General features: G+C 73.4%; 19 protein-coding genes. 13 read left to right on the top strand and 6 right to left on the bottom strand.

Going from position 1 to position 23,930, the window contains the following annotated elements:
• The first annotated feature begins 35 nt into the window (after window positions 1–35).
• The 3 genes from RM812_RS32455 (at window position 36) to RM812_RS32445 (ending at window position 2,931) form a co-directional block, all read left to right on the top strand.
• Window positions 36–881 (top strand): inositol monophosphatase family protein, encoded by an 846-nt coding sequence (locus RM812_RS32455; protein ID WP_311580736.1) that lies wholly within the window; start codon window positions 36–38, stop codon window positions 879–881.
• Between the two features lie 134 nt (window positions 882–1,015).
• The gene (locus RM812_RS32450; RefSeq protein WP_311580733.1) at window positions 1,016–2,425 is read left to right on the top strand and encodes a phytoene desaturase family protein; all 1,410 of its coding nucleotides are present in this window, start codon (window positions 1,016–1,018) and stop codon (window positions 2,423–2,425) included.
• Complete coding sequence (locus tag RM812_RS32445; RefSeq protein ID WP_311580729.1) at window positions 2,422–2,931, top strand: O-acetyl-ADP-ribose deacetylase; 510 nt, start codon at window positions 2,422–2,424, stop codon at window positions 2,929–2,931. Before RM812_RS32450 ends, RM812_RS32445 begins: the two co-directional genes overlap by 4 nt.
• 89 nt (window positions 2,932–3,020) lie before the next feature.
• Here the strand turns inward: RM812_RS32445 and RM812_RS32440 are convergent, their stop codons facing one another.
• Together RM812_RS32440 and RM812_RS32435 are read right to left on the bottom strand one after the other, a co-directional pair.
• Window positions 3,021–4,130: a serine/threonine-protein kinase gene (locus RM812_RS32440; protein ID WP_311580727.1), complete on the bottom strand. Its 1,110-nt coding sequence runs from the start codon at window positions 4,128–4,130 to the stop codon at window positions 3,021–3,023.
• Entirely contained in the window at window positions 4,112–5,860 is a 1,749-nt protein-coding gene (locus RM812_RS32435) for a serine/threonine protein kinase (RefSeq protein WP_311580724.1), read from the bottom strand. The genes RM812_RS32440 and RM812_RS32435 overlap by 19 nt, the downstream gene beginning before the upstream one ends.
• A gap of 191 nt (window positions 5,861–6,051) precedes the next feature.
• On the opposite strand from RM812_RS32435, the gene RM812_RS32430 reads away from it, so the two are divergent.
• Genes RM812_RS32430 through RM812_RS32410 form a run of 5 tightly spaced genes read left to right on the top strand, consistent with a single transcriptional unit; the run spans window position 6,052 to window position 11,206 of the window.
• The gene (locus tag RM812_RS32430; RefSeq protein WP_311580721.1) at window positions 6,052–7,659 is read left to right on the top strand and encodes an ABC transporter substrate-binding protein; all 1,608 of its coding nucleotides are present in this window, start codon (window positions 6,052–6,054) and stop codon (window positions 7,657–7,659) included.
• Window positions 7,660–7,697: 38 nt separating this feature from the next.
• A complete protein-coding gene (locus tag RM812_RS32425) occupies window positions 7,698–8,666 on the top strand; it encodes an ABC transporter permease (RefSeq protein WP_311580813.1) in 969 nt (322 codons plus the stop codon).
• Window positions 8,667–8,671: 5 nt separating this feature from the next.
• Entirely contained in the window at window positions 8,672–9,577 is a 906-nt protein-coding gene (locus tag RM812_RS32420; RefSeq protein ID WP_311580717.1) for an ABC transporter permease, read from the top strand.
• Window positions 9,574–10,560, top strand: coding sequence for an ABC transporter ATP-binding protein (locus RM812_RS32415; protein WP_311580715.1), 987 nt, complete (start codon window positions 9,574–9,576; stop codon window positions 10,558–10,560). The genes RM812_RS32420 and RM812_RS32415 overlap by 4 nt, the downstream gene beginning before the upstream one ends.
• Window positions 10,553–11,206 carry an ABC transporter ATP-binding protein gene (locus RM812_RS32410; RefSeq protein WP_311580712.1) on the top strand — a complete coding sequence of 218 codons (654 nt, stop codon included), beginning with the start codon at window positions 10,553–10,555 and terminating at the stop codon, window positions 11,204–11,206. Before RM812_RS32415 ends, RM812_RS32410 begins: the two co-directional genes overlap by 8 nt.
• Window positions 11,207–11,239: 33 nt before the next feature.
• Here the strand turns inward: RM812_RS32410 and RM812_RS32405 are convergent, their stop codons facing one another.
• Window positions 11,240–12,631 (bottom strand): ricin-type beta-trefoil lectin domain protein, encoded by a 1,392-nt coding sequence (locus tag RM812_RS32405; RefSeq protein ID WP_311580709.1) that lies wholly within the window; start codon window positions 12,629–12,631, stop codon window positions 11,240–11,242.
• A gap of 281 nt (window positions 12,632–12,912) precedes the next feature.
• Between RM812_RS32405 and RM812_RS32400 the strand changes: the two genes are divergently transcribed.
• Window positions 12,913–16,827: a glycoside hydrolase family 2 TIM barrel-domain containing protein gene (locus RM812_RS32400; protein WP_311580706.1), complete on the top strand. Its 3,915-nt coding sequence runs from the start codon at window positions 12,913–12,915 to the stop codon at window positions 16,825–16,827.
• A gap of 51 nt (window positions 16,828–16,878) precedes the next feature.
• Here RM812_RS32400 and RM812_RS32395 read toward each other — a convergent pair whose 3' ends face one another.
• A complete protein-coding gene (locus RM812_RS32395) occupies window positions 16,879–17,241 on the bottom strand; it encodes an ArsR/SmtB family transcription factor (protein WP_311580703.1) in 363 nt (120 codons plus the stop codon).
• Between the two features lie 72 nt (window positions 17,242–17,313).
• Between RM812_RS32395 and RM812_RS32390 the strand changes: the two genes are divergently transcribed.
• From RM812_RS32390 to RM812_RS32380, 3 genes are read left to right on the top strand one after another with little or no spacing between them, the layout of a single operon-like run.
• Window positions 17,314–19,239 carry a heavy metal translocating P-type ATPase gene (locus RM812_RS32390; protein ID WP_311580810.1) on the top strand — a complete coding sequence of 642 codons (1,926 nt, stop codon included), beginning with the start codon at window positions 17,314–17,316 and terminating at the stop codon, window positions 19,237–19,239.
• Between the two features lie 55 nt (window positions 19,240–19,294).
• On the top strand, window positions 19,295–20,779 hold the full coding sequence (locus RM812_RS32385; protein WP_311580701.1) for an AlkA N-terminal domain-containing protein: 1,485 nt from the start codon (window positions 19,295–19,297) through the stop codon (window positions 20,777–20,779).
• Window positions 20,780–20,798: 19 nt separating this feature from the next.
• Complete coding sequence (locus RM812_RS32380; protein WP_311580807.1) at window positions 20,799–21,290, top strand: methylated-DNA--[protein]-cysteine S-methyltransferase; 492 nt, start codon at window positions 20,799–20,801, stop codon at window positions 21,288–21,290.
• Window positions 21,291–21,392: 102 nt separating this feature from the next.
• Here RM812_RS32380 and RM812_RS32375 read toward each other — a convergent pair whose 3' ends face one another.
• On the bottom strand, window positions 21,393–22,118 hold the full coding sequence (locus tag RM812_RS32375) for an SIR2 family NAD-dependent protein deacylase (RefSeq protein WP_311580696.1): 726 nt from the start codon (window positions 22,116–22,118) through the stop codon (window positions 21,393–21,395).
• A gap of 38 nt (window positions 22,119–22,156) precedes the next feature.
• Window positions 22,157–22,651 (bottom strand): NUDIX hydrolase, encoded by a 495-nt coding sequence (locus RM812_RS32370; RefSeq protein WP_311580694.1) that lies wholly within the window; start codon window positions 22,649–22,651, stop codon window positions 22,157–22,159.
• Between the two features lie 149 nt (window positions 22,652–22,800).
• On the opposite strand from RM812_RS32370, the gene RM812_RS32365 reads away from it, so the two are divergent.
• Window positions 22,801–23,930: glycerate kinase (locus RM812_RS32365; protein WP_311580804.1), on the top strand; the 1,130-nt coding region annotated here is incomplete at its 3' end.

Below are 23,930 nucleotides of genomic sequence, written 5' to 3'. Positions count from 1 at the left end.
TGGGGATTGTCAGGGGGGCGTGCTCTCATGGACTCATGATCGAGGACAACGAAACCATCGACGAGTTTCTCGCCCGGCACGCCGACGACGTGGAGGAGGCCGTCCGCAAGGCGGCCGCCCAGGAGATCATGCCGCGCTGGCGACGGCTCGCGGCACACGAGGTCGACCAGAAGTCAGGCCCGCACGACCTGGTGACCGACGCCGACCGCAAGGCCGAGCAGTACCTCACCGAGGCCCTGGTCGCCCTGCTGCCCGGCTCGGTCGTGGTCGGCGAGGAGGCCGTGCACGCCAACCCCCCGTCGTACGAGGCGATACGGGGCGAGGCGCCGGTCTGGATCGTCGATCCCGTCGACGGGACGCGGCAGTTCGTGCACGGCGACCCGGGTTTCTGCACGCTGGTCGCGCTCGCCCGGCACGGAGTCGTGCACGCCTCCTGGACGTACGCCCCCGCCCGTGACCAACTCGCCACGGCGGTACGGGGCCGGGGCGCCTTCCTGGACGGCGAGCGGCTGTACGCCGGCCCGCCCGAGCCCGGCCGCGACCTGCGGGTCGCCACGTCCCACCCGGACTACACGACGGACGAGCAGAAGCGCGCCCTGCTCTGCCTGCGCACCCCCGGCGTGGCACCGCGCGCCTGCGGCTCGGCCGGCCTGGAGTACCTCGCCGTCGCCCGCGGCGAGGCGGACGCCACGGCTTTCTCCTGGGAGGCCGCCTGGGACCACGCCGCGGGGCTCCTCCTGGTCGAGGAGGCGGGCGGTACCCACCTGACCCGTACGGGTGAGCCCTTCCGCATCACGGGCGACAACGACCTGCCGTTCACCGCGGCCCGCGACGCGGCCACGGCCCGCCGGGTGGTGGCACTGCTGTCGGGCGAAGCCTGATACCCCACCGGCCCCGTGCAGCCGGGCCCACCGGCCCCGTGCGACCGGGCCCCGCGACCGCGGGCTGTCGGACCCCGGGCATATCCTGAAGCCCAGTGGCCACCGGCTGACGAAGGGGTCCGACTGTGCCGTCGATGCTCGATGCGGTCGTGGTGGGGGCGGGGCCGAACGGACTGACCGCCGCCGTGGAGCTGGCCCGCCGCGGCTTCTCGGTCGCCGTGTTCGAGGCCCGGGAGACCGTCGGAGGCGGGGCGCGCACGGAGGAGCTGACCCTGCCGGGCTTCCGGCACGATCCGTGCTCCGCCGCGCACCCGCTCGCGATCAACTCACCCGCGTTCCGCGCCCTTCCCCTGGAGCGGTACGGACTTCAGTGGCTGCACGCCGGGCTGCCCATGGCGCACCCCTTCCCCGACGGCTCGGCCGCCGTGCTGGCCCGGTCGGTCGGCGAGACGGCCGCCTCGTTCGGGCCGCGCGACGCGGGCACGTACCGCAGGCTGGTCGAGCGCTTCCTTCCCCGGTGGGACACCCTGGCCCGTGACTTCATGTCCCTGCCGCTCAGCGCGCTGCCCCGCGACCCGGTGACCCTCGCCCGTTTCGGACTGGTGGGCCTGCCCCCGTCGACCTGGCTGATGCGCCGCTTCCGCGACGAGAAGGCCAAGACCCTCTTCGCCGGCCTCGTCGCGCACGTCATGGCACCGCTCGGCGGCTTCGCCACCGGGGCCATCGGCCTGGTCTTCGCCCTCGCCGCGCACGCCCGCGGCTGGCCCGTGGCCCGCGGCGGCTCCCAGGCCATCTCGGACGCCCTCACCGCGTACCTGAAGGACCTCGGCGGCACCGTCCACACCGACTACGAGGTCAAACGCCTCGACGACCTGCCGCCCGCGCGCGCCTACGTCTTCGACACCTCGCCCACGGCCCTGGCCCGCATCGCCGGCCTCGGCAGCCACTACGACAACTACCGCTACGGACCCGGTGTCTTCAAGATCGACTACGCGCTGGACGGTCCGGTCCCGTGGACCGCGCGAGAACCCCGCACCGCGGGCACCGTGCAGATCGGCGCCGACAGCGCGGAGATCGGCGCCGCGCTGAACGCGGCCTCCCGCGAGGGCCGCGCCCCCGAGGCGCCGTTCCTCATCACCGTGCAGCCCAGCGTCGCCGACCCCACCCGGGCCCCGGCCGGCCGGCACGTCTTCTGGGCGTACGGACACGTCCCCAACGGCTGGACCGGCGATCTCACCGACGCCATAGAACGCCAACTGGAGCGCTTCGCCCCCGGCTTCCGCGACCGCGTCCTCGCCCGCGCCACCGCCGGTCCGCCCGAGCTCGCCGCCCGCAACGCCAACTACGTCGGCGGCGACATCGCCTCCGGTGCGGTCTCCGGCCTCCAGCTCCTGCTGCGGCCCAAGCTGTCCCTGTTCCCGTACGCCACCCCGCACCCGGCCGTCTTCATCTGCTCGTCGGCCACCCCACCCGGTCCCGGAGTGCACGGCATGTCGGGGCACAACGCGGCGAAGGCCGTCTGGCGAAGGCTGAGGCAGACATGACCACCATCACGCTCTCCCTCGGCGACATCACGCGCGAGAGCGCCGACGCCATCGTCAACGCGGCCAACTCCTCCCTGCTCGGCGGAGGCGGCGTGGACGGTGCCATCCACCGGCGCGGCGGCCCGGCGATCCTGGCGGAGTGCCGCAGACTCCGCGCCGGCCACCTCGGCAAGGGCCTCCCCACCGGCCGGGCGGTCGCCACCACCGCGGGCGACCTGGACGCGCGCTGGGTGATCCACACGGTGGGCCCCGTGTATCACGTGTCGGGTGGTGATCCGTCGCTCCTCGCCTCCTGCTACCGCGAGTCGCTTCGCGTGGCCGACGAGCTGAGTGCCCGGACGGTCGCGTTCCCGGCGATCTCCACCGGCGTGTACCGGTGGCCGATGGACGACGCGGCCCGGATCGCGGTGGAGACGGTACGGAACACGCCGACGGCGGTCGAAGAAGTGCGGTTCGTCCTCTTCGACGACCGGGCCTACGAGGCGTTCGCCCGGCACCTCGACTGACCCCGACCGACCGGGACCCCCGACCGGCCGACCGGAACCCCCGACCGGCCGACCGGCCGCCTCGACCGGCCGGAACCCTCGACCGGGAGCTATCCGGCGACGACCGCGATCACGACGGCGACGATGGTGATGATCACCAGCAGCCCTCCGAGGCCGACGAGGATCAGCGCCCCGAGGCTGGAGACGAAGGTGCCCGCGGCCTTCCAGCCCCGCGGGGTCAACCCGGCGACGCGGCGTGCGGGCGTGGGGTCCGTGGTCGGCCGGGCCTCCGCGCGGACCTGCCGCTCGAGGTCCCGACCCTGGTACCAGTAGTCGGAGACGAGCGCGGCCCAGCCGTCCGGGAGGTGGGACGTGTCCGGGCCGGGCGGCCAGGGGACGGCCGCGCGTTCCTCGGCGAGGGCGCGCAGATCGGCGGGGCCCGGACGATGTGCCGGATCGAGTTCCAGACACGCCCGTACGACCGGGAGCAGGGAGTCGGGGACGCCGTCCAGGTCGACCTTTCCGCGTGAGACCAGCGCCAGCAGGCGCACGGGGTCGCCGATCTCCGCGTACGGGGGCCTGCCCGTGGCCAGGGTGCAGAGGGTGACGCCGAGGGCGTACATGTCGCCCGCCGGTGTGGCCGGCTCCCCTCGGGCCTGTTCGGGCGCGATGTAGGCGATGGTTCCGAGCGTCACCTTGGTGCGGGTGAGGTCGGTGGCGTGCGAGATGCCGAAGTCGATGAGCCGCACTCCGTCGGACGACAGCAGGATGTTCTGCGGCTTCAGGTCGCGGTGCACCACTCCCGCGGCGTGCAGGGCGTCCAGGGCCGTGGCGCAGTCACGGGCGATCCGGGTGACGGCCGCGGGGTCGGCGGGTCCGCGGCGCGCGACGAGTTCGCCCAGTGAGGGGGCCGCGACGTACTCCGTGGCCAGCCACGGCCGGGCGGCGTGGGGATCCGCGTCGAGGACGCGGGCGGTGTGCGCCGCGGCCACCCGCTGCGCCACCGTGACCTCGCGGGCGAAGCGCACCCGGTCCGCCTCGGTCACCGTGCCCTCCGCGAGCAGCGTCTTGACCGCGGCGAGCCCACCGCCGTCGGGCCGGGCCGCGAGGTAGACCCGGCCCATGCCGCCCGCCGCGAGGCGCCCGAGGAGCCGGTACGGACCGAGGAAGGCGGGGTCGGACCGGTGCAGCGGGCCCAGGTTCACGCCGGTGCCAGGCACAGCAGCCGCCCCCGCTCCGGAAACTTGTAGTGCACGGGCGTCTGCGCCGGGCAGCCCGCGTCGGAGGGGCCGTACGCGACGACGCGCAGCACCCCTCGCCCGGCCGGTGCGGAGTCCGAGCAGTTCACCGTGGTGGCGAAGACGGGGTCATTGACCAGCGGCGTCACCTCGACGACGCCTTCGGCGAGGGGCTCGGCACCCAGTACGCACTCTCCCTGGTGGAAGACCCGTTCGAGGCAGAGACTTGCCGTGCCCGACGAGCTGGTCCGCATCCAGGTCACCGCGCCGTACGGGCCGCCGCAGCGGTCCACGAGCCCGTCCCGGTCCATGGCGGCCACACGCCAGCGCGCGTCCCGCATGGTGCAGTTGGTCTGCGTCGGTGTGCCGGGCAGCCACCGTCCACCGGGGTCGAGGTCGAGGGGCACGCAGGCGCCCACGCCGATCGCGTCGAAGGCGCCACCACTCTTGTCCGACTGATCGTCCTGCCCGTACTTGAGGTAGGCGTACCCCAACACACCGATGATCGCCAGCAGCACGGTGGCCATCACGCCCTGCACCGAGCGCACGAAGAAGCGTTCGCCCGCACCGGGGCGTCGCTTCGTGGGGGCGTCGCCCTCCTCCGGGGACTCTTCGTCGGTCGGGTCACCCGGGCCGGTGGTGGCGGCCCAGGGAGCGTCCTCGTCCGGGAGTACGGCGGTCGGGGCCGGGGCCGGGGCCGGGGCGGGAAGCGGCCGGGTGGCCATGGTGTGGCCGCCGTCGGCCAGGCGCACGGTGTCCTTGTCGTCGCCCACCCACAGGGCGGCGCGGGGATCGGCGGCCAGTTCGCGGCCCTGACGTGCGTGACCTTCGATGATCCGCGTCCAGGGCGCGGGCAGCCAGCCGCCGGCTTCCGGTGCCGTCGGCATCTCGGCCAGGTCGAAGGTGAAACGCTCCAGCAGTTCCGTGACCTGCGGCCGGGCGCCCGGGTCCAGGGCCAGGCACTCCCGGACCACCGAGCTGAGATCGTCGGGCAGTCCCGTCAGATCGACCTGTGCCTCAGCGACGTACGTCAGCAGCGGCAGCATCTCGATGTCGGGCGGATACGGGGCTCGGCCGACGGCGAGGTGGAACAGGGTGGCGCCGAGCGAGTAGATGTCGGACGCGGCGGTGGACGGCTCGCCCCGCGCCTGCTCGGGCGAGGTGAACGCCACCGTACCCAGGGTGAGTTGGGTGCGCGTCAGATCCGCCGCGTGCGAGATCCCGAAGTCGATCAACCGGGGGCCGCCGAGGGGCAGCAGCAGGTTCTGCGGCTTCACGTCCCGGTGCACGATGCCGCTGCCGTGCAACTCCGCCACCGCCTCCAGGGCCCCGCGCGTCACCCATCGTGCCGCGGCTCCGTTCAACGGCCCGGCGCGGTGCACCAGTTCCGCCAGAGAGGGAGCGGGGACGTACTCGGTGGCCATCCACGGCCGTTCCGCCTCGGCGTCCGCTCCCAGGACCCGTGCGGTGCGCAACCCCTGGACGCGTCGGGCCACCTTCACCTCGCGGGCGAAGCGCCTGCGGTCGGTGGGGCTGATCTCACCCTCCGCCAAGAGGGTCTTGACGGCCACCAGCGAGCCGTCCCCGAGTGAGCGCCCGAGGTAGACGCGCCCCATGCCGCCCGCACCCAGCCGACCGATCAGGGGAAAGTTCCCCAGCCGTTCCGGGTCGTCCTCTTCCAGCGGCTGAATATCCGCCCCGCTCGCCGACACGTACTCGTCCCCCCGCCGTGCGTCACTGCCCGTGGCATGAGCATGAATGACTCGGAGTCTAGCGCCGGCGCGCCCTGCCGTTCGACGCGTCGACGCAGCCGAAGGCCGTCTTCCTCCGGCCACCTGGCCTTGACGTTTCAATTGCAACTGATGTGCAATAACTCCGCATCGACAACAAGCGTGGGGGAGACATGGCAACCCGTCGGGCGGCATGCCGTCGGATACGAAGTGCCGCCGCGGCGGCGGCGTTTGTCGTCGGCGTCGGCGCCTGCTCCGCCCCCGGGGACGGCGGAACGGGCGGGGGCGCCAAGGCGGCCGAGTCCGTCGTGATCGGGGTGGGTTCCGAGCCGGACACCCTCAGCCCGCTGCTCGGCTACGGCAAGGACGGCAACTCCAAGATCTTCGACGGACTGCTCGCCCGCGACACCGACCTGAGGCTGAAACCCGCGCTCGCCACCGCGCTGCCCGAGGTCGCCGCCGACGGACGGACGTACACGTACACCCTGCGCGACGGCGTGAAGTTCAGCGACGGCGAGCCACTGACGGCCCAGGACGTGGTCTACACGTACCGGACCGTCCTCGACGCGAAGACCAACAACACCGCCCGCAGTGAACTCGACGCCATCGAGGACGTCCGCGCCGACGGCGACGACACCGTCGTCTTCAGGCTCAAGTACCCCTACGCGGCCTTCGCCGCCCGCACGGTGCTGCCCATCGTCCCCGAGCACGTCGCGGGCGGGCAGGACCCCAACACCGGCGACTTCAACACCAGGCCCGTCGGCACCGGTCCGTACGTCCTCACGAACTGGAGCAAGGGAGAGAAACTCACCTTCAAGGCCAACCCGCACTACTGGGGCGGCAGGCCCACGGTGAAGTCGTTCACCATGGCGGTCATCGCCGACGACAACGTACGCGCCACCCGGCTGCGCTCCGGCGACCTCGACGGCGCCGTCCTGCCGCCCAACCTCGCCGCCACCTTCGCGAAGGACGAGGGCCGTCGCACCTACGAGGCCAGGTCCTACGACTTCCGGGCCGTCACCCTGCCCACCGCGGGCAAGGTCACCGGCGACCGCGCGATCCGGCGGGCCCTGGACGCCGCCGTCGACCGCCAGGCCATGGTCGACAAGATCCTCGACGGCGCCGGCCGCCCGGCGTACGGGCCACTGCCGGTCGACGACCCCTGGTACCGGCGCGCCGTCGAGCGCCCGCACGACCTCGCCGGGGCCGGGCGGATCCTGGACGAGGCGGGCTGGAAGCCCGGCGCCGGCGGCGTCCGTGCCAAGGACGGACAGCGGGCCTCCTTCACGCTGTACTACCCCTCCGGCGACAAGGTCCGCCAGGACCACGCGCTCGCCTACGCCTCCGACGCCAAGAAGGCCGGCATCGAGGTGAAGGTGGAGGGCGCCACCTGGGAGGTCATCGAGCCGCGCATGGGGCGCGACGCGGTCCTCGCGGGCCTCGGCAGCGTCGGCGACCCCGACTTCGGCCTCTACACCCTGCTGCACTCCTCGCTCGCCGGCGACGGCTTCAACAACATGGCCCACTACGCCAACCCCGTGGTGGACGAGGCGCTCGACACCGGACGCCGCAGCCAGGACCCGAAGAGGCGCGCGGCCGCCTACGACGAGATCCAGCAGGCCCTGGTCGACAACCCCGGCTACACCTTCCTCACCCACATCGACCACCTCTACGTCCTCGCCGACCGCTGGGACGGGCTGACCACGCAACTGGAGCCGCACGAGCACGGATTCGCCAGCGGTCCCTGGTGGAACATCGAGGACTGGCAGCCGAAGCGATGACCCGGTCCCGTTCCCCCCGGCGGCTGCCCTGGGGAGCGATGGCACGGCTGGCCGGACGGCGGGCGCTGTTCGCCGTCCCCGCCGTCCTCGTCGTCACGTTCGGCGTCTTCGCCATCGCCGCCGCCTCCCCCTTCGACCCCGTCAAGGCGTACGCCGGCACCGCCGCGCTCGGCGCCGACCAGGAGACCCTGGACCGGCTGCGGGACAACCTCGGTGTGGACCAGTCCTTCGTCGTCCGCTGGTGGAACTGGCTGACCTCCGCGCTCACCGGCGACCTCGGCCACTCCGGCGTGCTGCGCCAGCCGGTGACCCAGGTGATCGGTGAGCGCCTCGTCTGGTCCGCGCTGCTGTGCGCCGTCGCCTTCGCCGTCGCCGTCACGGCCGGCACGCTCCTCGGTGTGCTGGCCGCCCGCCGTCCGGGATCGATGCTCGACCGGGCGGTCACCTCGCTCGCGTACACCCTGGAGGCCGCGCCGGTCTTCTGGATCGCGCTGCTCGCCGTGTGGCTGTTCGCCCTCCAGTGGGACCTCCTGCCGGCGGGCGGCCTGACCGACACCGCCAGCGAACAGGTCACCCCGGGGCAGCTCGCGCGTCACATCCTGCTGCCCGCCGGTGTCCTCGCGGTCTCCCAGCTGCCCTGGTTCATCCTCTACGTGCGCCAAGGCGTCGGCGACGCCCTCGCGGAGGACCCGGTGCGCGGCGCGCGGGCCCGCGGCATCGGCGAGGGCACCGTCCTGTTCGGGCACGCCCTGCGCTCGGGGCTGCTGCCGGTGCTCACCCTGATCGGCTCCCGCGTGCCGGAACTCATCACCGGAGCCCTGCTGGTGGAGAGCGTCTTCAGCTGGCCCGGCATCGCCGCTGCCACCGTCGAGGCGGCCACCGCCGTCGACTTCCCGCTGCTGGCCGCCCTGACCACCCTCGCCACCGCCGCCGTACTCGTCGGCAACCTGCTCGCCGACCTCCTCTACGGACTGTTCGACCCGAGGGTGAAGCACAGTGAGATGTGATGTCCATGGCTGAGACCGCCACCGAGAAGACGCGGTCCCCGGAGCGACCCGGTCCGGCCTGGCGCTCGCACGGCGGCGACCGCCGCTCCACCCGCACCCTGCGCCTGCGCACCTCCGCCGTGCTGCTGACCGTGACGGTCCTCGCCGTGCTGCTCGTACCTCCGCTCGTGCAGCTCGACCAGCAGGCCGTCGACCTCGCCGCCAAGCTGCGAGCGCCCAGCCGCGAGCACCCGTTCGGCACCGACGACGTCGGCCGGGACCTGCTGCTGCGCTGCGTGTACGGCCTGCGCGTCTCCCTGCTCGTGGGCGTGGCGGCGGCGCTGACGGCGACGGTCGTCGGCACCGCCGTCGGTGCCACCGCCGGGGCGCTGGGCGGCCGGGTCGACCGCGTCGTGATGCGGGCCGTCGACACCATCGCCTCCGTGCCCCACCTGCTGCTGGGCATCTTCGTCGTCGCCATGTTCCGTCCGGGCGTCTGGCCGGTGGTGGTCTCCGTCGCGCTCACCCACTGGCTGTCGACCGCCCGCATCGTCCGCGCCGAGGTGCTGTCGTTGCGCTCGCGTCCCTACGTCGACGCGGCCGTCCTGGGCGGCGCGTCCCGGTGGCGGGTGGCCGTACGGCATCTGCTGCCGGGCGTGCTGCCCCAGGCCGCGCTGGCCGCCGTACTGATGGTGCCGCACGCCATGTGGCACGAGTCGGCGCTGTCCTTCCTCGGGCTGGGGCTGCCCACCCACACGGCGAGCCTCGGCAACCTGATCCAGGAAGCGCGGGGGTCCCTGCTCGCCGGGCAGTGGTGGCCGACCCTCTTCCCCGGCCTGTTCATCATCGTGCCCACCCTCGCCGTCGCCGGACTCGCGGGTGCCTGGCGGGAGCGGATCAACCCCCGCCGCCGATCGGAGCTGATGCTGTGACCGAGCGAGCCCCCGTGCTGTCGGTGCGTGGTCTGTCGGTGCGTTTCCGCATGCCGGGCGGGCGGGGCGTCGCCGCCGTCACCGACGCCCACTTCGACGTGGCGGCCGGCGAATGCCTCGCCCTGATCGGCGAGAGCGGCTGCGGCAAGTCCGTCCTCGCCTCCGCCCTGCTCGGGCTGCTGCCCGGCAACGCGCAGACCGCGGGCGGCGCGCTCCTCGGCGACCTGGACCTGCTCGCCGCCGACGAGCGGACCTTCGCCCGCACCGTACGGGGCCGGCTGATCGGCCTCGTCCCGCAGAGCCCCGCCGCCCACCTCACCCCGGTCCGCACCATCCGATCCCAGCTCGAGGAGACGGTCGCGCAACTCGCCGGGGTCCGCGGCCGCGCGGCCCTGCGCGAGGCCGCGGAGGCCGCCGCCGAGCGCGCCGCGTTCCCCGTGGACCACCTCGACCACCACCCGCACGAACTCTCCGGCGGCCTCGCCCAGCGTGCCGCCACCGCCCTCGCCCTCGTCGGCGACGCCCCGCTGCTGCTCGCCGACGAGCCGACCACCGGGCTCGACCGGCACCTGGTGGAACACACCGTCGACGAGTTGCGCCGACACGTCGACAACACGGCGGACGGGGAGAGCCGCGCCCTGCTGATGATCACCCACGACCTGGCCGCCGCCGAGCGCGTCGCCGACCGGATCGCCGTGATGTACGCGGGCCGGATCGTCGAACTCGCCGACGCCGCGGACTTCTTCGGCACCCCCGGCCCCCGCCACCCCTACAGCAGGGGCCTCCTCGAGGCCCTGCCCGACCGCGCCTTCACCCCCATCCCCGGCCTGCCGCCCGAACTCGGTGCCCTCCCCGACGGCTGCGCCTTCGCCGCGCGCTGCGACCGGGCGAGCGACGCCTGCGCCGTACTGCCCCCACTGGCCGGCACCGTCGCCTGTCACCACCCGCACGCCACGCCCACGGAGGCCGCCGACCGTGCTTGAACTGCGCACCGTCACCGCCGGCTACGCCGCGCACGCGCCCGTGTTCCGGGACGTCTCCCTGTCCGTCGCGCCGGGTGAGGCCGTCGGGCTGCTCGGGCCGAGCGGCTGCGGCAAGTCCACCCTCGCCCGCGTCGCGGCCCTGCTGCACCGGCCCGACGCCGGCGCCCTGGTACTCGACGGCACCCCCGTACGACGCTGGCGCCACCGCGCCCCCCGTGAGCAGCGCACCGCCTTCGGCGTCGTCTTCCAGCAGGCCCGCCTGTCCGCGGACCCCCGGCTGTCGCTCGCCGACCTGATCGCCGAACCGCTGCGCGCCACCGGCCGGCGCACGGACGTCGCCGACCGGGTCGCCGAACTGGCCGCCACCGTCGGGCTGACCGACGACCTGCTGACCAGGCGCCCGCACGAGGTCAGCGACGGCCAGTTGCAGCGCGCCTGCCTCGCCCGCGCCCTCGTCCTGCGCCCGCGCTGGCTGGTGTGCGACGAGATGACGGCGATGCTGGACGCCTCGACGACCGCCGCCCTGGTCCGGGTGGTGGAGGACTACCGTGCCGAGACCGGCGCGGGGTTGCTGGCCGTCGGCCACGACCGCGTCCTCCTCGACCGCTGGTGCGACCGCACCGTCGAGTGGGCCTCCGTGGCCTGAGGGACGGAGCGCCGACCCCGTCCCCCGGGCACGTCAGCGCGTGCTCCACTTCTGGTTGTCCTGGCCGTTGCACTCCCAGAGCTGGAGCCTGGCGCCGTTGCCCGTGTTCTCGTTGACGACGTCCACGCACTTGTTGGCCTGCACGTTGACCAGGTCCCGGGGGCCGGCCAGGATGAACTGCTGTGCCGGGTTGCCGCTGCACACCGCCACCTGGACCACCGTTCCGTTGGCCGTGCCGCCCCAGGTCGCGTCCATGCACAGGCCCAACGACCGGATCGTGCCGTCGGGACGGAAGTCCCACTTCTGCCAGTTCTTGCCGTTGCAGTCCGCGATCTGCAGTGGCGCACCGTCCCTCCACTTGTGGCCCGCCACCTCGATGCAGCGGTTCGACGCGTGACCGTAGATGGTCGTGCCGGGGGCGACGGTCTCCGGCGCCTCGACGTCCGGCTTCTCCTCGCCGCCCCCGCCCGACGTCTCCTTCTCGGGCTGCTGGGGCTTCCCGGGCTTCTCGGGAGCCGGCGCCTCCGCGCCGCCGTCGCCCTCCGGTTCCCGCGTGACCGGCGGCTGCTCCGGGAGCGCCTGGGCGGGGGCCGACCCGGCGGTGCTGGGAAGGACCTCCGGGGTGACGCCGGGACTGGGCGCAAGCGCGCTGCCCGCCTGTTGGACCTGTTCGGTGGCGCTGGTACGGACCTGCGGCTTGTAGGCGATCCAGATCATGACGAACGCGAGGGTCAGCGCCACCGCGATCCCCAGGAACGTCGCCAGCCAGCGCGGCAGGAACCCGCGCTGCACATAGGTGCCGTCGACGTCGGTCGGATCGACCCCGGAACGCCGCACCACCAGCTTGTACGGCCGCTCCTCCTTCGCGCCGAACCAGATGACCTGCTTCGGTTTGAGCGTCGTCTCCACGAACGCCGCACGCCCAGGCTCGATCTGCACGTTCGACGGGCGGATCTCGTACGACAGGTGGTCACCGGTGTCGTTGCCCGCGATCGACGCCGTCACCTTCGTGTTGCCGAGGTTGTCCACGGCCAGCCTGGGCCGCCCCCTGAACCGCCCCTTCACCGTCGGGGGCACCAACTCCGCCCGCACCTCGGTGAACGGGGTGATCGTGAGGTTCCCCTCCGGAACCGTCACCGCGTCCGGATGCTCCGTCGGCGTGATCCGCACCGCGTACGGGTTCGGTCCCGCCGTCGCGTCCGGCGTACGCGGCGGCGCGAAGGTCAGCTCCACGGTGCCGGTGGTGCCGGGATACAGGCGCAGGGTCTGCGGTTCGACCGTCGTCCAGGGAGCCACGTCCCCGACCGGCTCGAACCGGTACTCGTCCACCACGTCGCCGGTGTTGCGCACCCTCAGCCGTACGCGGGTACTGCTGCCGGGGTCCACGGTCGCGGACGCGGGCTCGACGGAAGTCCACAGGTTCACAAGGGGACGTTACTGGGTGATCGTGTCCCCGTCAGGAGCCTTTGGGGCAGTCCTGGGTGCCTCAAAGGCCCCGTTCACATGACCGTCCGTCCCGAAGGCGGCCATGTTCACCAGGAACCAACAAAGTCCGACGGGGTAATTGCTTCGGTTGTGTTCGAGTCCTAGTGTGGCCCTGACCCAGTAGTCGCCGCGTCACCGGCAGTTGTGAACCGTCTCCATGGCAACTGCCCTCACAGCACCGTGCGTTGAGCCGCCCCCGAAGCCCATGGAAGGCCACGGTCATGCCGCACTCGCCCGTGTCACCCGCCGAATCCCCGGCCCGCCCGCCCCGCCCGCTCGTCAGCCGCCGCCGCCTCCTGGAGGGCGGGGCCGCCGTCCTCGGCGCCCTCGCCCTCTCCTCTTCCCCCGTCGCCGCGCACGCGGCCGGCCGGCGGGCGGCTGCCGACGAGCCCCCGGAGTGGAACGACTTCGGGGTCTTCCGGCTCGGCACCGAGCCGCCGCACACCACGCTCATGCCGTACGCGGACGTGAGAGCGGCCCTCGCCGGCGACCGCACCCGGTCGCCCTACCGGCTGAGCCTGGACGGCACCTGGAAGTTCGCGTACGCCGACCGCCCCGAGGACCGGGACGCCGACTTCCACCGCACCGACGTGGACGACGGCGACTGGGACACCATCCCGGTCCCGTCGGTGTGGCAGACGCACGGCCACGACTTCCCGATCTACCTGAACATCACCTACCCCTACGGGGGCCCCAACGGCCTCGGCGAGGCCCCGCAGCCGCCCGCCGCGCCGACCCGCTACAACCCGGTGGGGCAGTACCGGCGCACCTTCACCGTCCCGCGCGACTGGTCGGGCCGGCGGACGTTCCTCCACTTCGAGGGCGTCAAGTCCGCCCATTACGTGTGGATCAACGGCGAACTCGTCGGCTACGACGAGGACTCCTACACCCCGTCCGAGTACGACATCACCGACCACCTCGAGCCGGGCACCAACCAGATCGCGGTGGAGGTGTACCGCTACTCCGACGGCGACTGGCTGGAGGACCAGGACATGATCCGGCTGAGCGGCATCTTCCGCTCGGTCCACCTCTACTCCACCCCGGCCGTCCACCTGCGCGACTTCAAGCTGGACACCCCGCTGAACGACACGTACACCGCCGCCGAACTCGCGGTCACCGCGAGCGTGCGGGCGTACGGTGACGGCGGCACCGGACGCCACACCGTCGAGACCCAGCTCTACGACGCCCGCGGCCACGCCGTCTGGGCCCGGCCACTGGAGCAGGCCGCCGACGTCGGCACGGCCGGCGCCGGCCAGGACGTCACCGTACGGGCCGCGAAGGCGGTGCCGAGGCCCAGGCTGTGGTCGGCCGAGCACCCGGACCTCTACACCGCCGTGCTGCGCCTGCGGGACCCGGCGGGCAAGGTGATCGAGACCCTGTCCCACCGGGTGGGCTTCCGCGAGTTCGCGCTCAAGGACGGCCTGATGCGGATCAACGGCAGACCGGTCTCCTTCCGCGGCACCAACCGCCACGAGATGCACCCCTCCCGGGGCACCGCGCTCACCCGCGAGGACATGGCCGAGGACATCAGGATCATCAAGCGGATGAACATGAACAGCGTCCGCACCTCGCACTACCCGAACAACCCCCTGTGGTACGAACTCGCCGACGAGTACGGCCTCTACCTCGTCGACGAGACCAACCTCGAGACCCACGGCATCCGCGACGAGTACCCCGGCGACCACCCCGACTGGACCGAGGCCTGTGTGGCCCGCGCCCAGAACATGGTCCACCGCGACAAGAACCACGCCTCGGTCGTCATCTGGTCGCTCGGCAACGAGGCCGGCGGCGGCAGCACCTTCACCGCCATGCACGACTGGATCCGCTCCTACGACCCCACCCGCGTCATCCAGTACGAGGGAGACGACCGCCCCGGGATCAGCGACATCCGCTCGGAGATGTACGACAGCCCGCAGCGCGTCGAGCAGCGCGCGAAGGACACCTCCGACACCCGGCCGTACGTCATGATCGAGTACGCCCACTCGATGGGGAACTCCACCGGCAACTTCAAGAAGTACTGGGACGTCGTGCGTCGCCACGACGTGCTCCAGGGCGGCTGGATCTGGGACTTCGTCGACCAGTCCCTGTACACGCCCGTCCCCGCCCGCACCCTGCTGACCGAGTCGGGGCCGGCCGGGCTGCGCGGCGAGATCCTCGCCACCCGCGGCACCCTCGACCGCGACAAGGGCCTGTCCGGCATCACGGTCTTCGAGCGCGACGACAGCCTCGACCTCACGGGCTCCCTGACCCTGGAGGCCTGGATCACCCCGCACGTGACGGGCTACCACCAGCCCATCCTCGCCAAGGGCGACACCCAGTACGCGCTGAAGCAGACCGACCGGAAACTGGAGTTCTTCATCCACTCCGACGGCCAGTGGATCACCGCGAGCTGGGCCGTGCCCGACGACTGGACCGGCCGGGAGCACCACGTCGCGGGGGTCTTCGACGCGGACGCCGGGACGCTGACCCTGTACGTCGACGGCGCGGCGAGGGCGACCCGCACCACCACCCGGCGGCCCAGCAGCAACACCGCGCCCCTCGCGCTCGCCACGGACGCCGACGCCCAGACCCGGGAGTTCAGCGGCACCATTCGCCGCGCCCGCGTCTACGCCCGCGCCCTCAAAGCCGCCGAACTGGCCTCGGACGGCCGCGGCCCCGGTGACGACGGCGTGCGGTTCTGGTTCGACGCCGCGACCGTGAAGACCTCGACGAAACGGCCCAAGGACAGGACGTTCCTCGCCTACGGCGGCGACTGGGGCGACAACCCCAACGACGGCGCCTTCGTCGCGGACGGCATCGTCACCGCCGACCGCGGACACACCGGCAAGGCCGCCGAGGTGAAGCGCGTCTACCAGGCGATCAACGCGGCCCGCGGCTCCGGCGGCGGCCCCGGTTCCGTCACCCTCACCAACGAGTTCCTCTTCACCGACCTCCGCGAGTTCGACGGCCGGTGGGAGCTGGTCGCCGACGGCAAGGTCGTACAGCGCGGAAAGCTGACCCGGGACCAGCTGGACGTGGCGCCACTGGCCGGCAAGGACATCACCGTCCCCGTCCGGCTGCCGGGCGACCCGGAACCGGGCACGGAGTACTTCCTGGAACTGTCCTTCACCACCAAGGAGTCCACGCCGTGGGCCAAGGCGGGCTTCGAGGTGGCCCGGCAGCAGCTCCCCGTCGAGGCCGGCAGCCCCGACGTGACGCCCGTACGCCTGGACAGCGTCCCGGCCCTGCGCCACGACGACCGCGACGAGGACGTCAGGGTCACCGGCAGCGGGTTCTCGGTGACGGTCGACAAAGGCACCGGCACCATCACCTCCTACGAGGCGAACGGCACCCGGCTGATCACGTCCGGACCCGTGCCCAACTTCTGGCGGGCACCCACCGACAACGACAAGGGCAACGGCCAGCACACCCGCAACCAGACCTGGCGCGACGCCGGCGCCCGCCGCGAGGTCACGGACGTCGCCGTGCGCCCCATGGGCGACCGGGCCGTCGAGATCAAGGTGACCGGCACGCTGCCCACCAGGGTCGAGTCGACGTACACCACCACCTACACGGTGTTCGGCAACGGCGAGATCAAGGTCGACAACAGCCTGCACCCGGGCGCGGCGAACCTGCCCTACATCCCCGAGGTCGGCACGATGCTGTTCCTGCCCGGCCGCCTGGACCGCCTGCACTACTACGGCCGCGGCCCCGAGGAGAACCACTGGGACCGCAACACCGGAACCGACGTCGGCCTCTACTCCGGGACCGTCGCCGAGCAGTGGACCCCCTACATCCGCCCGCAGGAGAACGGCAACAAGACGGACGTCCGCTGGATCGCCCTCACCGACCGGCACGGCGTGGGCCTGCTCGCCTCCGGTGAACCCCTGCTGGAGGCCAACGCCTCCCACTTCATGCCGGAGGACCTGTCGGTCGGCGTGCGGCACGACTACCAGCTGACGCCGAGGGACGAGGTCGTCCTGCGGCTGAACCACCGCCAGATGGGCGTCGGCGGCGACAACAGCTGGGGCGCGCACACCCACGACGAGTTCAAGCTCTTCGCCGACCGGGACTACTCCTACACCTACCGGCTGCGCCCGCTCACCGACGTCCGTGACGCGATGTCGGCCTCGCGGCGGCCCACGGCGACCGACTAGTACCGCCCGGACCCTCCGCCCCCGACCCGTCGCCGCGTGTGCGGCGGCGGGTCATGCCGTCGCGTCGCTGATCCCCAGCCGCAGGTGCTCCACGTGGTACACGGCCTGGTCGAGCAGCTCGGCGACGTGATGGTCGTGCAGGGCGTACACCACCGAGCGGCCCCGGCGCTCGCCGACCACCAGGCCCAGGTTGCGCAGCAGCCGCAGCTGGTGGGAGCAGGCCGACTGCTCCATGCCGACCTCCGCCGCCAACTCGGTGGCGGGAAGAGGTCCTTCGCGCAGCCGCGCGAGGATCAGCAGCCGGGACGGGGTGGACAGGGCCTGGAGCGTGGTGGCGACCTTGGCGACGTTGTCCGCGTCCAGGCGCACGCGCGCGGCGGCGTCCTGCGCGGTGATGGCGGCTCCGTGACCCATGCGGTCATCTTACGCATCCCACCCGGACGCATGAACGGATGAAAGAATGAATGAGTCTTCATGTGTTCCTGTATGGTGTGCCCCGTGTCCACCACCCTCGCTTCCGTCCCCGCGGCGGCGCCCACCCTTCCGGCGCCCCGCCGCCGCACCCGCGTCCTCGCCCTGCCCGAGGCCCGCTGGGCGCTCGCCTCTCTCGTCGCGTTCCTGCTCGCGCTGCCCCTCGACCTCGGCGGCGCCCCCGCCTGGGCGTACGGCCCGCTGTACGCCGTCGCCTACGCCGCCGGCGGCTGGGAGCCGGCGCTGGAGGGCCTGCGGGCGCTGCGCGAGAAGACCCTGGACGTCGACCTGCTGATGATCGTCGCGGCACTGGGCGCGGCGTCCATCGGGCAGGTCCTCGACGGCGCCCTGCTCATCGTCATCTTCGCCACCTCCGGTGCCCTGGAGGCCCTGGCCACCGCCCGCACCGCCGACTCCGTACGCGGCCTGCTCGACCTCGCGCCCACCACCGCGACCCGGGTGACCGAGAACCGCGAGGAGACCGTCCCGACCGCCGACCTCGCCGTCGGCGACGTGCTCCTGGTCCGGCCGGGGGAGCGGATCGGTGCCGACGGCACGGTCGTCGACGGCGCCGGCGAGGTCGACCAGGCCACCATCACCGGCGAGTCCGTCCCCGTCCTCAAGCGCCCCGGCGACGACGTCTTCGCCGGCACCCTCAACGGCACCGGTGCCCTGCGCGTCCGCGTCGCACGCGACCCGGCCGACTCGGTGATCGCCCGGATCGTCACCCTGGTCGAGGAGGCGTCCCGCACCAAGGCGCCGACGCAGCTCTTCATCGAGAAGATCGAGCAGCGCTACTCGGTCGGCGTGGTGGCCGCCACCCTCGCGGTCTTCGGCATCCCCCTGGCCTTCGGCGCCGACCTCACGGACGCCCTGCTGCGCGCCATGACGTTCATGATCGTCGCCTCGCCCTGCGCGGTCGTCCTCGCGACGATGCCGCCACTGCTCTCCGCCATCGCCAACGCCGGCCGGCACGGCGTCCTGGTGAAGTCGGCGGTCGCGATGGAACGCCTCGGCGAGATCGACGCCGCCGCCCTCGACAAGACCGGCACCCTGACCGAGGGCACCCCCGAGGTGACCGCCGTACGCCCGCTGCCCGCCTCCGGCCTCGACGCCGACGCCCTCCTCGCGCTCGCCGCCGCGGCCGAGCACCCCAGTGAGCACCCCCTGGCCCGCGCCATCGTGTCCGCCGCCCGCACGCGCGGCCTGCACATCGCACCCGCGGAGGACTTCACGGCGACCCCCGGCCGCGGGGTGACGGCCGTGGTCGGGGGCCGCAAGGTGCACGTCGGCCGCGCGGAGACGCCCGAGGGCGCCGAGACCACCGTCCAGGTCACCCGCGACGGCACCCCCGTCGGCACCCTCGCCCTCACCGACCGCCTCCGCGCGGACGCCGCCCCGGCGACCGCCGCGCTCACCGCCCTCACCGGCACCGCCCCCACCCTGCTCACCGGCGACAACGCGTCCGCCGCCGCCAGGGTGGCCGCCGCGACCGGCATCACCGACGTCCGCGCGGACCTGCTGCCCGAGGACAAGGTCGAGGCCGTACGGGACAGGGAGCGGGCCGGCCGCAAGGTGCTCTTCGTCGGCGACGGCGTCAACGACGCGCCCGCGCTCGCCGCCGCACACGCCGGCGTCGCCATGGGCCGGGCCGGCTCCGACCTGGCCCTGGAGACGGCCGACGCGGTCGTGGTGCGCGACGAACTGGTGGCCGTACCCGCCGTCGTACGCCTGTCCCGGCGCGCACGCCGGCTGGTGCTGCAGAACCTGGTCGTCGCGGGTACGTTCATCACCGCGCTCGTCCTGTGGGACCTGATCGGGCATCTCCCGCTGCCCCTCGGCGTCGCCGGCCACGAGGGCTCGACCGTACTGGTCGGCCTCAACGGCCTGCGGCTGCTGCGCGAGTCCGCCTGGCGATCCGGACCGCCCCAGGAAGCGTGACGTCGATGTCGGATTCCCGCCAGCCCTCACCCGGCCGGCGGGTCATCCTGGACGCATGCACATGGGGATGCACACCGACACCGAGCGCTGCGTGCGCGCCGTCCGGTCGAAGGACGCGCGGTTCGACGGCTGGTTCTTCACGGCCGTCCTGACCACCGGGATCTACTGCCGGCCCAGCTGTCCGGTGGTGCCGCCCAAGCCCGAGAACATGACCTTCCACCCGAGCGCCGCGGCCTGCCAGCAGGCCGGGTTCCGGGCGTGCAAACGCTGCCGCCCCGACACCAGCCCCGGCTCGCCGGAGTGGAACCGGCGCGCCGACCTCACGGCCCGCGCCATGCGGCTGATCGCCGACGGCGTCGTGGACCGCGCGGGCGTGCCCGGCCTCGCCGCCCGCCTCGGCTACAGCACCCGGCAGGTCGAACGCCAGCTGCTCGCCGAGCTGGGCGCGGGCCCGCTCGCACTCGCCCGCGCGCAGCGCGCCCAGACCGCCCGCCTGCTCATCGAGACGACCCCGCTGCCGATGGCGGACATCGCCTTCGCGGCCGGCTTCGCCTCCATCCGCACCTTCAACGACACGGTCCGCGAGGTCTTCGCGCTCTCCCCGAGCGAGCTGCGCGCCCGCACCCCGAAGGGCCGGGGCACCGGCACCACCCCGGGCGCCCTGTCCCTGCGCCTCCCGTTCCGCGCCCCCCTCAACCCCGACAACCTCTTCGGCCACCTCGCCGCCACCGCCGTACCCGGCGTGGAGGAGTGGAGGGACGGCGCGTACCGGCGCACCCTGCGCCTCCCGTACGGTCACGGCATCGTGGCCCTCACCCCGAACCCCGACCACATCGCCTGCCGCCTCACCCTCAGCGACCTGCGCGACCTGACCGTCGCCATCAGCCGCTGCCGCCGCCTGCTCGACCTGGACGCCGACCCGACGGCGATCGACGACCAGCTGCGCGCCGACCCGCTGCTCGCGCCGCTGGTCGACAAGGCACCCGGCCGACGCGTCCCGCGCACGGTCGACGAGGCGGAGTTCGCCGTACGGGCCGTGCTCGGCCAGCAGGTCTCCACCGCCGCCGCCCGCACCCACGCCGCCCGCCTGGTCACGGCACACGGCGACCCGGTCGACGACCCCGAGGCCGGTCTGACCCACCTCTTCCCGCAGGCGACGGCGCTGGCGGAGGTGGACCCGCAGACCCTGGCGATGCCCCGCACCCGCCGCACCACCCTGACGACCCTGGTGTCCCACCTGGCCGACGGCTCGCTCAACCTCGGCGTCGAGTGCGACTGGGCCGAGACCCGTGCCCGGCTCCTCGCCCTCCCCGGCTTCGGCCCCTGGACCGCCGACGTCGTCGCGATGCGCGCCCTCGGCGACCCCGACGCCTTCCTCCCCACCGACCTCGGCATCCGCCGGGCCGCCGCGGAACTGGGCCTGCCTTCGACACCGGCGGCGCTCACCGCCCGCGCGGCCACCTGGCGGCCCTGGCGGGCGTACGCGGTCCAGTACCTCTGGGCGACCGACAGCCACCCGATCAACTTCCTGCCCGTGTGAGGAAAACCCCGTGGGAACCGTGAAACAGCACACCGTGATCGACAGCCCGTACGGCGCGCTCACCCTCGTCGCCGAGGACGGCGTCCTGTGCGGCCTCTACATGACCGACCAGCGCCACCGCCCGCCGGAGGAGAGCTTCGGCGCGGCCGACGACGGGCCGTTCGCGCAGGCGGAGGAGCAACTGAGGGCATACTTCGACGGCGACCTGAAGGAGTTCACCCTCGACCTGTGCCTGAACGGCACCCCCTTCCAACGCACGGTCTGGGACCAGCTGCGCCGCATCCCGTACGGCGAGACCCGCACCTACGGCGAACTCGCCGACGCCCTCGGCAACCCGGCCGCCTCGCGCGCCGTCGGCCTCGCCAACGGCCGCAACCCGATCGGCATCATCGTCCCCTGCCACCGCGTCATCGGCGCGAGCGGCAGCCTCACCGGCTACGGCGGCGGCCTGGAGCGCAAGCAGCGCCTGCTGGACTTCGAGCGGGGTGCGGCGGGGTCGGCGCTGTTCTGAGCCGCCGCGGAGAGCCACGCGGGGGCGGCGTCACTGTGCGGCCCGCCCTCCGCAGGACTCCTTCCAGGAACGGTCTCCCAGGCCTCCGCTCCCCGGGGCGGCTCAGCCCAGCCCGCGCAGCAGCGCGGGCAGGGCGGTGCCGATGGGTTCGCGGACGACCTCGTCCGCCAGGTCGTCGTACGGCGTCGGCTCCGCGTTGACGACGACCAGGCGGGCGCCGTGGTCGGCGGCGACCCCGGCCAGCCCGGCGGCGGGGTGGACCTGGAGGCTGGTGCCGACGGCGACGAACACCTGGCACGCCTTGCTGATCGCGACGGCCTCGCCGAGGACCACCGGGTCGAGCTGCTCCCCGAACATCACGGTCGCCGACTTCAGGATGCCGCCGCACTCCAGGCACGGCGGATCGTCCTCACCGGCTTCGACGCGGGCGAGCGCGTCCTCCATCGGCCCCCGGGCACGGCAGCCGGTGCACACATAGCTCCGCGCGGTGCCGTGCAGTTCGAGCACCTTGCGGGCGGGGAGCCCGGCGAGCTGGTGCAGGCCGTCCACGTTCTGCGTGATCACCCGGACCGGCACCCCGGACCGCTCCAGCTCGGCCACCGCACGGTGCGCGGCGTTCGGTTCGGCCCGCAGCGTCCGGTTGTCGCGCCGCATCCGCCAGGACCGGCGCCGGATCTCCGGATCGCTCATGTAGTACGTGTAGGTGACGAGCTTCTCGGCCTCCGGATCGCGCCGCCACAGGCCGTTCGGCCCGCGGTAGTCGGGGATGCCGGAGTCGGTCGACACGCCGGCGCCGCTCAGGATGGCCACGAGGGGCTTGCGGGTCATGCGGTCGAGGGTAGGACGCCGGTGTGTGCGGCGAACGGTTATCGGTCCACCCGGACACCGTTCTCCAGCTCGGCCGTGCCCGAGCCCTCCGCCAGCACGTCCAGCGCGACCAGGACCCGGCCGAGCAACGCGCCGGACAGGTGGTCGCCCAGTTCCTCGCGCGGCACCAGCCGCCAGGACAGCAGCTCCTCCTCCTGCAACCGGATCGCCTTGAGGTCGTCCTCGGACAGGACCCCGCCGTCGTACAGGTACGCCACGATCGGCGGCCGTCCCGTCCCGGGCGCCCAGTCCACCGTCAGCAGCCGGCCGGGCCGGACGTCGAGCCCGATCTCCTCGACGGTCTCCCGCCACGCGCCCTGCCGCGGGGTCTCCCCGTCGTCGGACTCGATCGTGCCGCCGGGCAGAGCCCACCCCTCGCGGTAGTTGGGCTCCACGAGCAGCACCCTTCCCTCGGCGTCCCGGAAGACCGAGGCGGCAGCGGTGAGGACGCGGGGGAGACCGGCGATGTAGGCGGCGTAGTCATCAGTGGTCATCCCGGAAGCGTAACGAGACCCCGGCGTTCCACCCTGCGGGCAGGGGCATGACGGCGTGGCCGTCCTCCGGTTAAGGTCGCAGCGGCGCGACTGCCTTGACATGCGCAAGGCTCGGAGAGCAAGGGGAGAGCAAGGTGGCTGACGCTGCAGTGGACGGGGCCCGCCGGGTGCTCGTGGCCGCGGACAAGTTCAAGGGGTCGCTGACGGCCGTCGAGGTCGCCGAGCGGGTGACGGCGGGGCTGCGCCGTGTCGTCCCGGACCTCGGCGTCGAGGCGCTGCCCGTGGCCGACGGCGGGGACGGCACCGTCGCCGCCGCGGTCGCGGCCGGGTTCGAGCGCCGGGAGGTACGGGTCGCCGGGCCCCTCGGCGACGAGGTGACGGCCTCGTTCGCGCTGCGCGAGGGCACCGCGGTCGTGGAGATGGCCGAGGCCAGTGGCCTGCAGCGGCTGCCGGCCGGCGTCCTCGCCCCGCTGACCGCGTCCACGTACGGCTCCGGTGAGCTGCTGCGGGCCGCGCTGGATGCGGGTGCGCGGACGATCGTGTTCGGGGTCGGCGGCAGCGCGACCACGGACGGCGGCGCCGGGATGCTGTCCGCGCTGGGCGCGCGGTTCGTGGGCCGGGACGGGGAGCCGGTCGCACCGGGCGGGGGCGGCCTCGCCGACCTGGCCTCGGCCGACCTGTCGGGCCTCGACCCGCGGCTCGCCGGCATCGAGCTGGTGCTCGCCAGCGACGTCGACAACCCGCTGACCGGACCGAAGGGGGCCCCGGCGGTCTACGGCCCGCAGAAGGGTGCCTCCCCGGACGACGTGGAGGCCCTGGACGCGGCCCTCGCGCACTTCGCGAAGGTGCTGGAGGAGACCGTGGGCGCGCGGGCCGCCGAGTACGCCGCCTCGCCGGGCGCCGGTGCCGCGGGCGGCATCGGGTTCGGCGCGATGCTGCTGGGCGCGCGGTTCCGGCCCGGCATCGAGGTGATGCTGGACGTGCTCGGCTTCGCGCCGGCGCTGGAGCGGGCGGACCTGGTGATCACCGGGGAGGGCTCGCTGGACGAGCAGACGCTGCACGGGAAGGCGCCGGCGGGCGTGGCCGCGGCGGCGCGGGCCGCGGGCAAGGAGGTCGTCGCGGTGTGCGGGCGGCTGGCGCTGCCGGCGGAGGCGCTGGGGCGGGCCGGGATCCGGCGGGCGTACCCGCTGACGGCCGTCGAGCCGGACGTGGCGAAGTGCATCGCGGATGCGGGGCGCATTCTGGAGCGGGTCGCGGAGGACATCGCGCGGGACTTCCT

The sequence above is a fragment of the Streptomyces lancefieldiae genome, from assembly GCF_031845825.1.
GTDB lineage: Bacteria > Actinomycetota > Actinomycetes > Streptomycetales > Streptomycetaceae > Streptomyces > Streptomyces lancefieldiae.
This window is presented reverse-complemented; position numbering and strand designations above follow the sequence as displayed.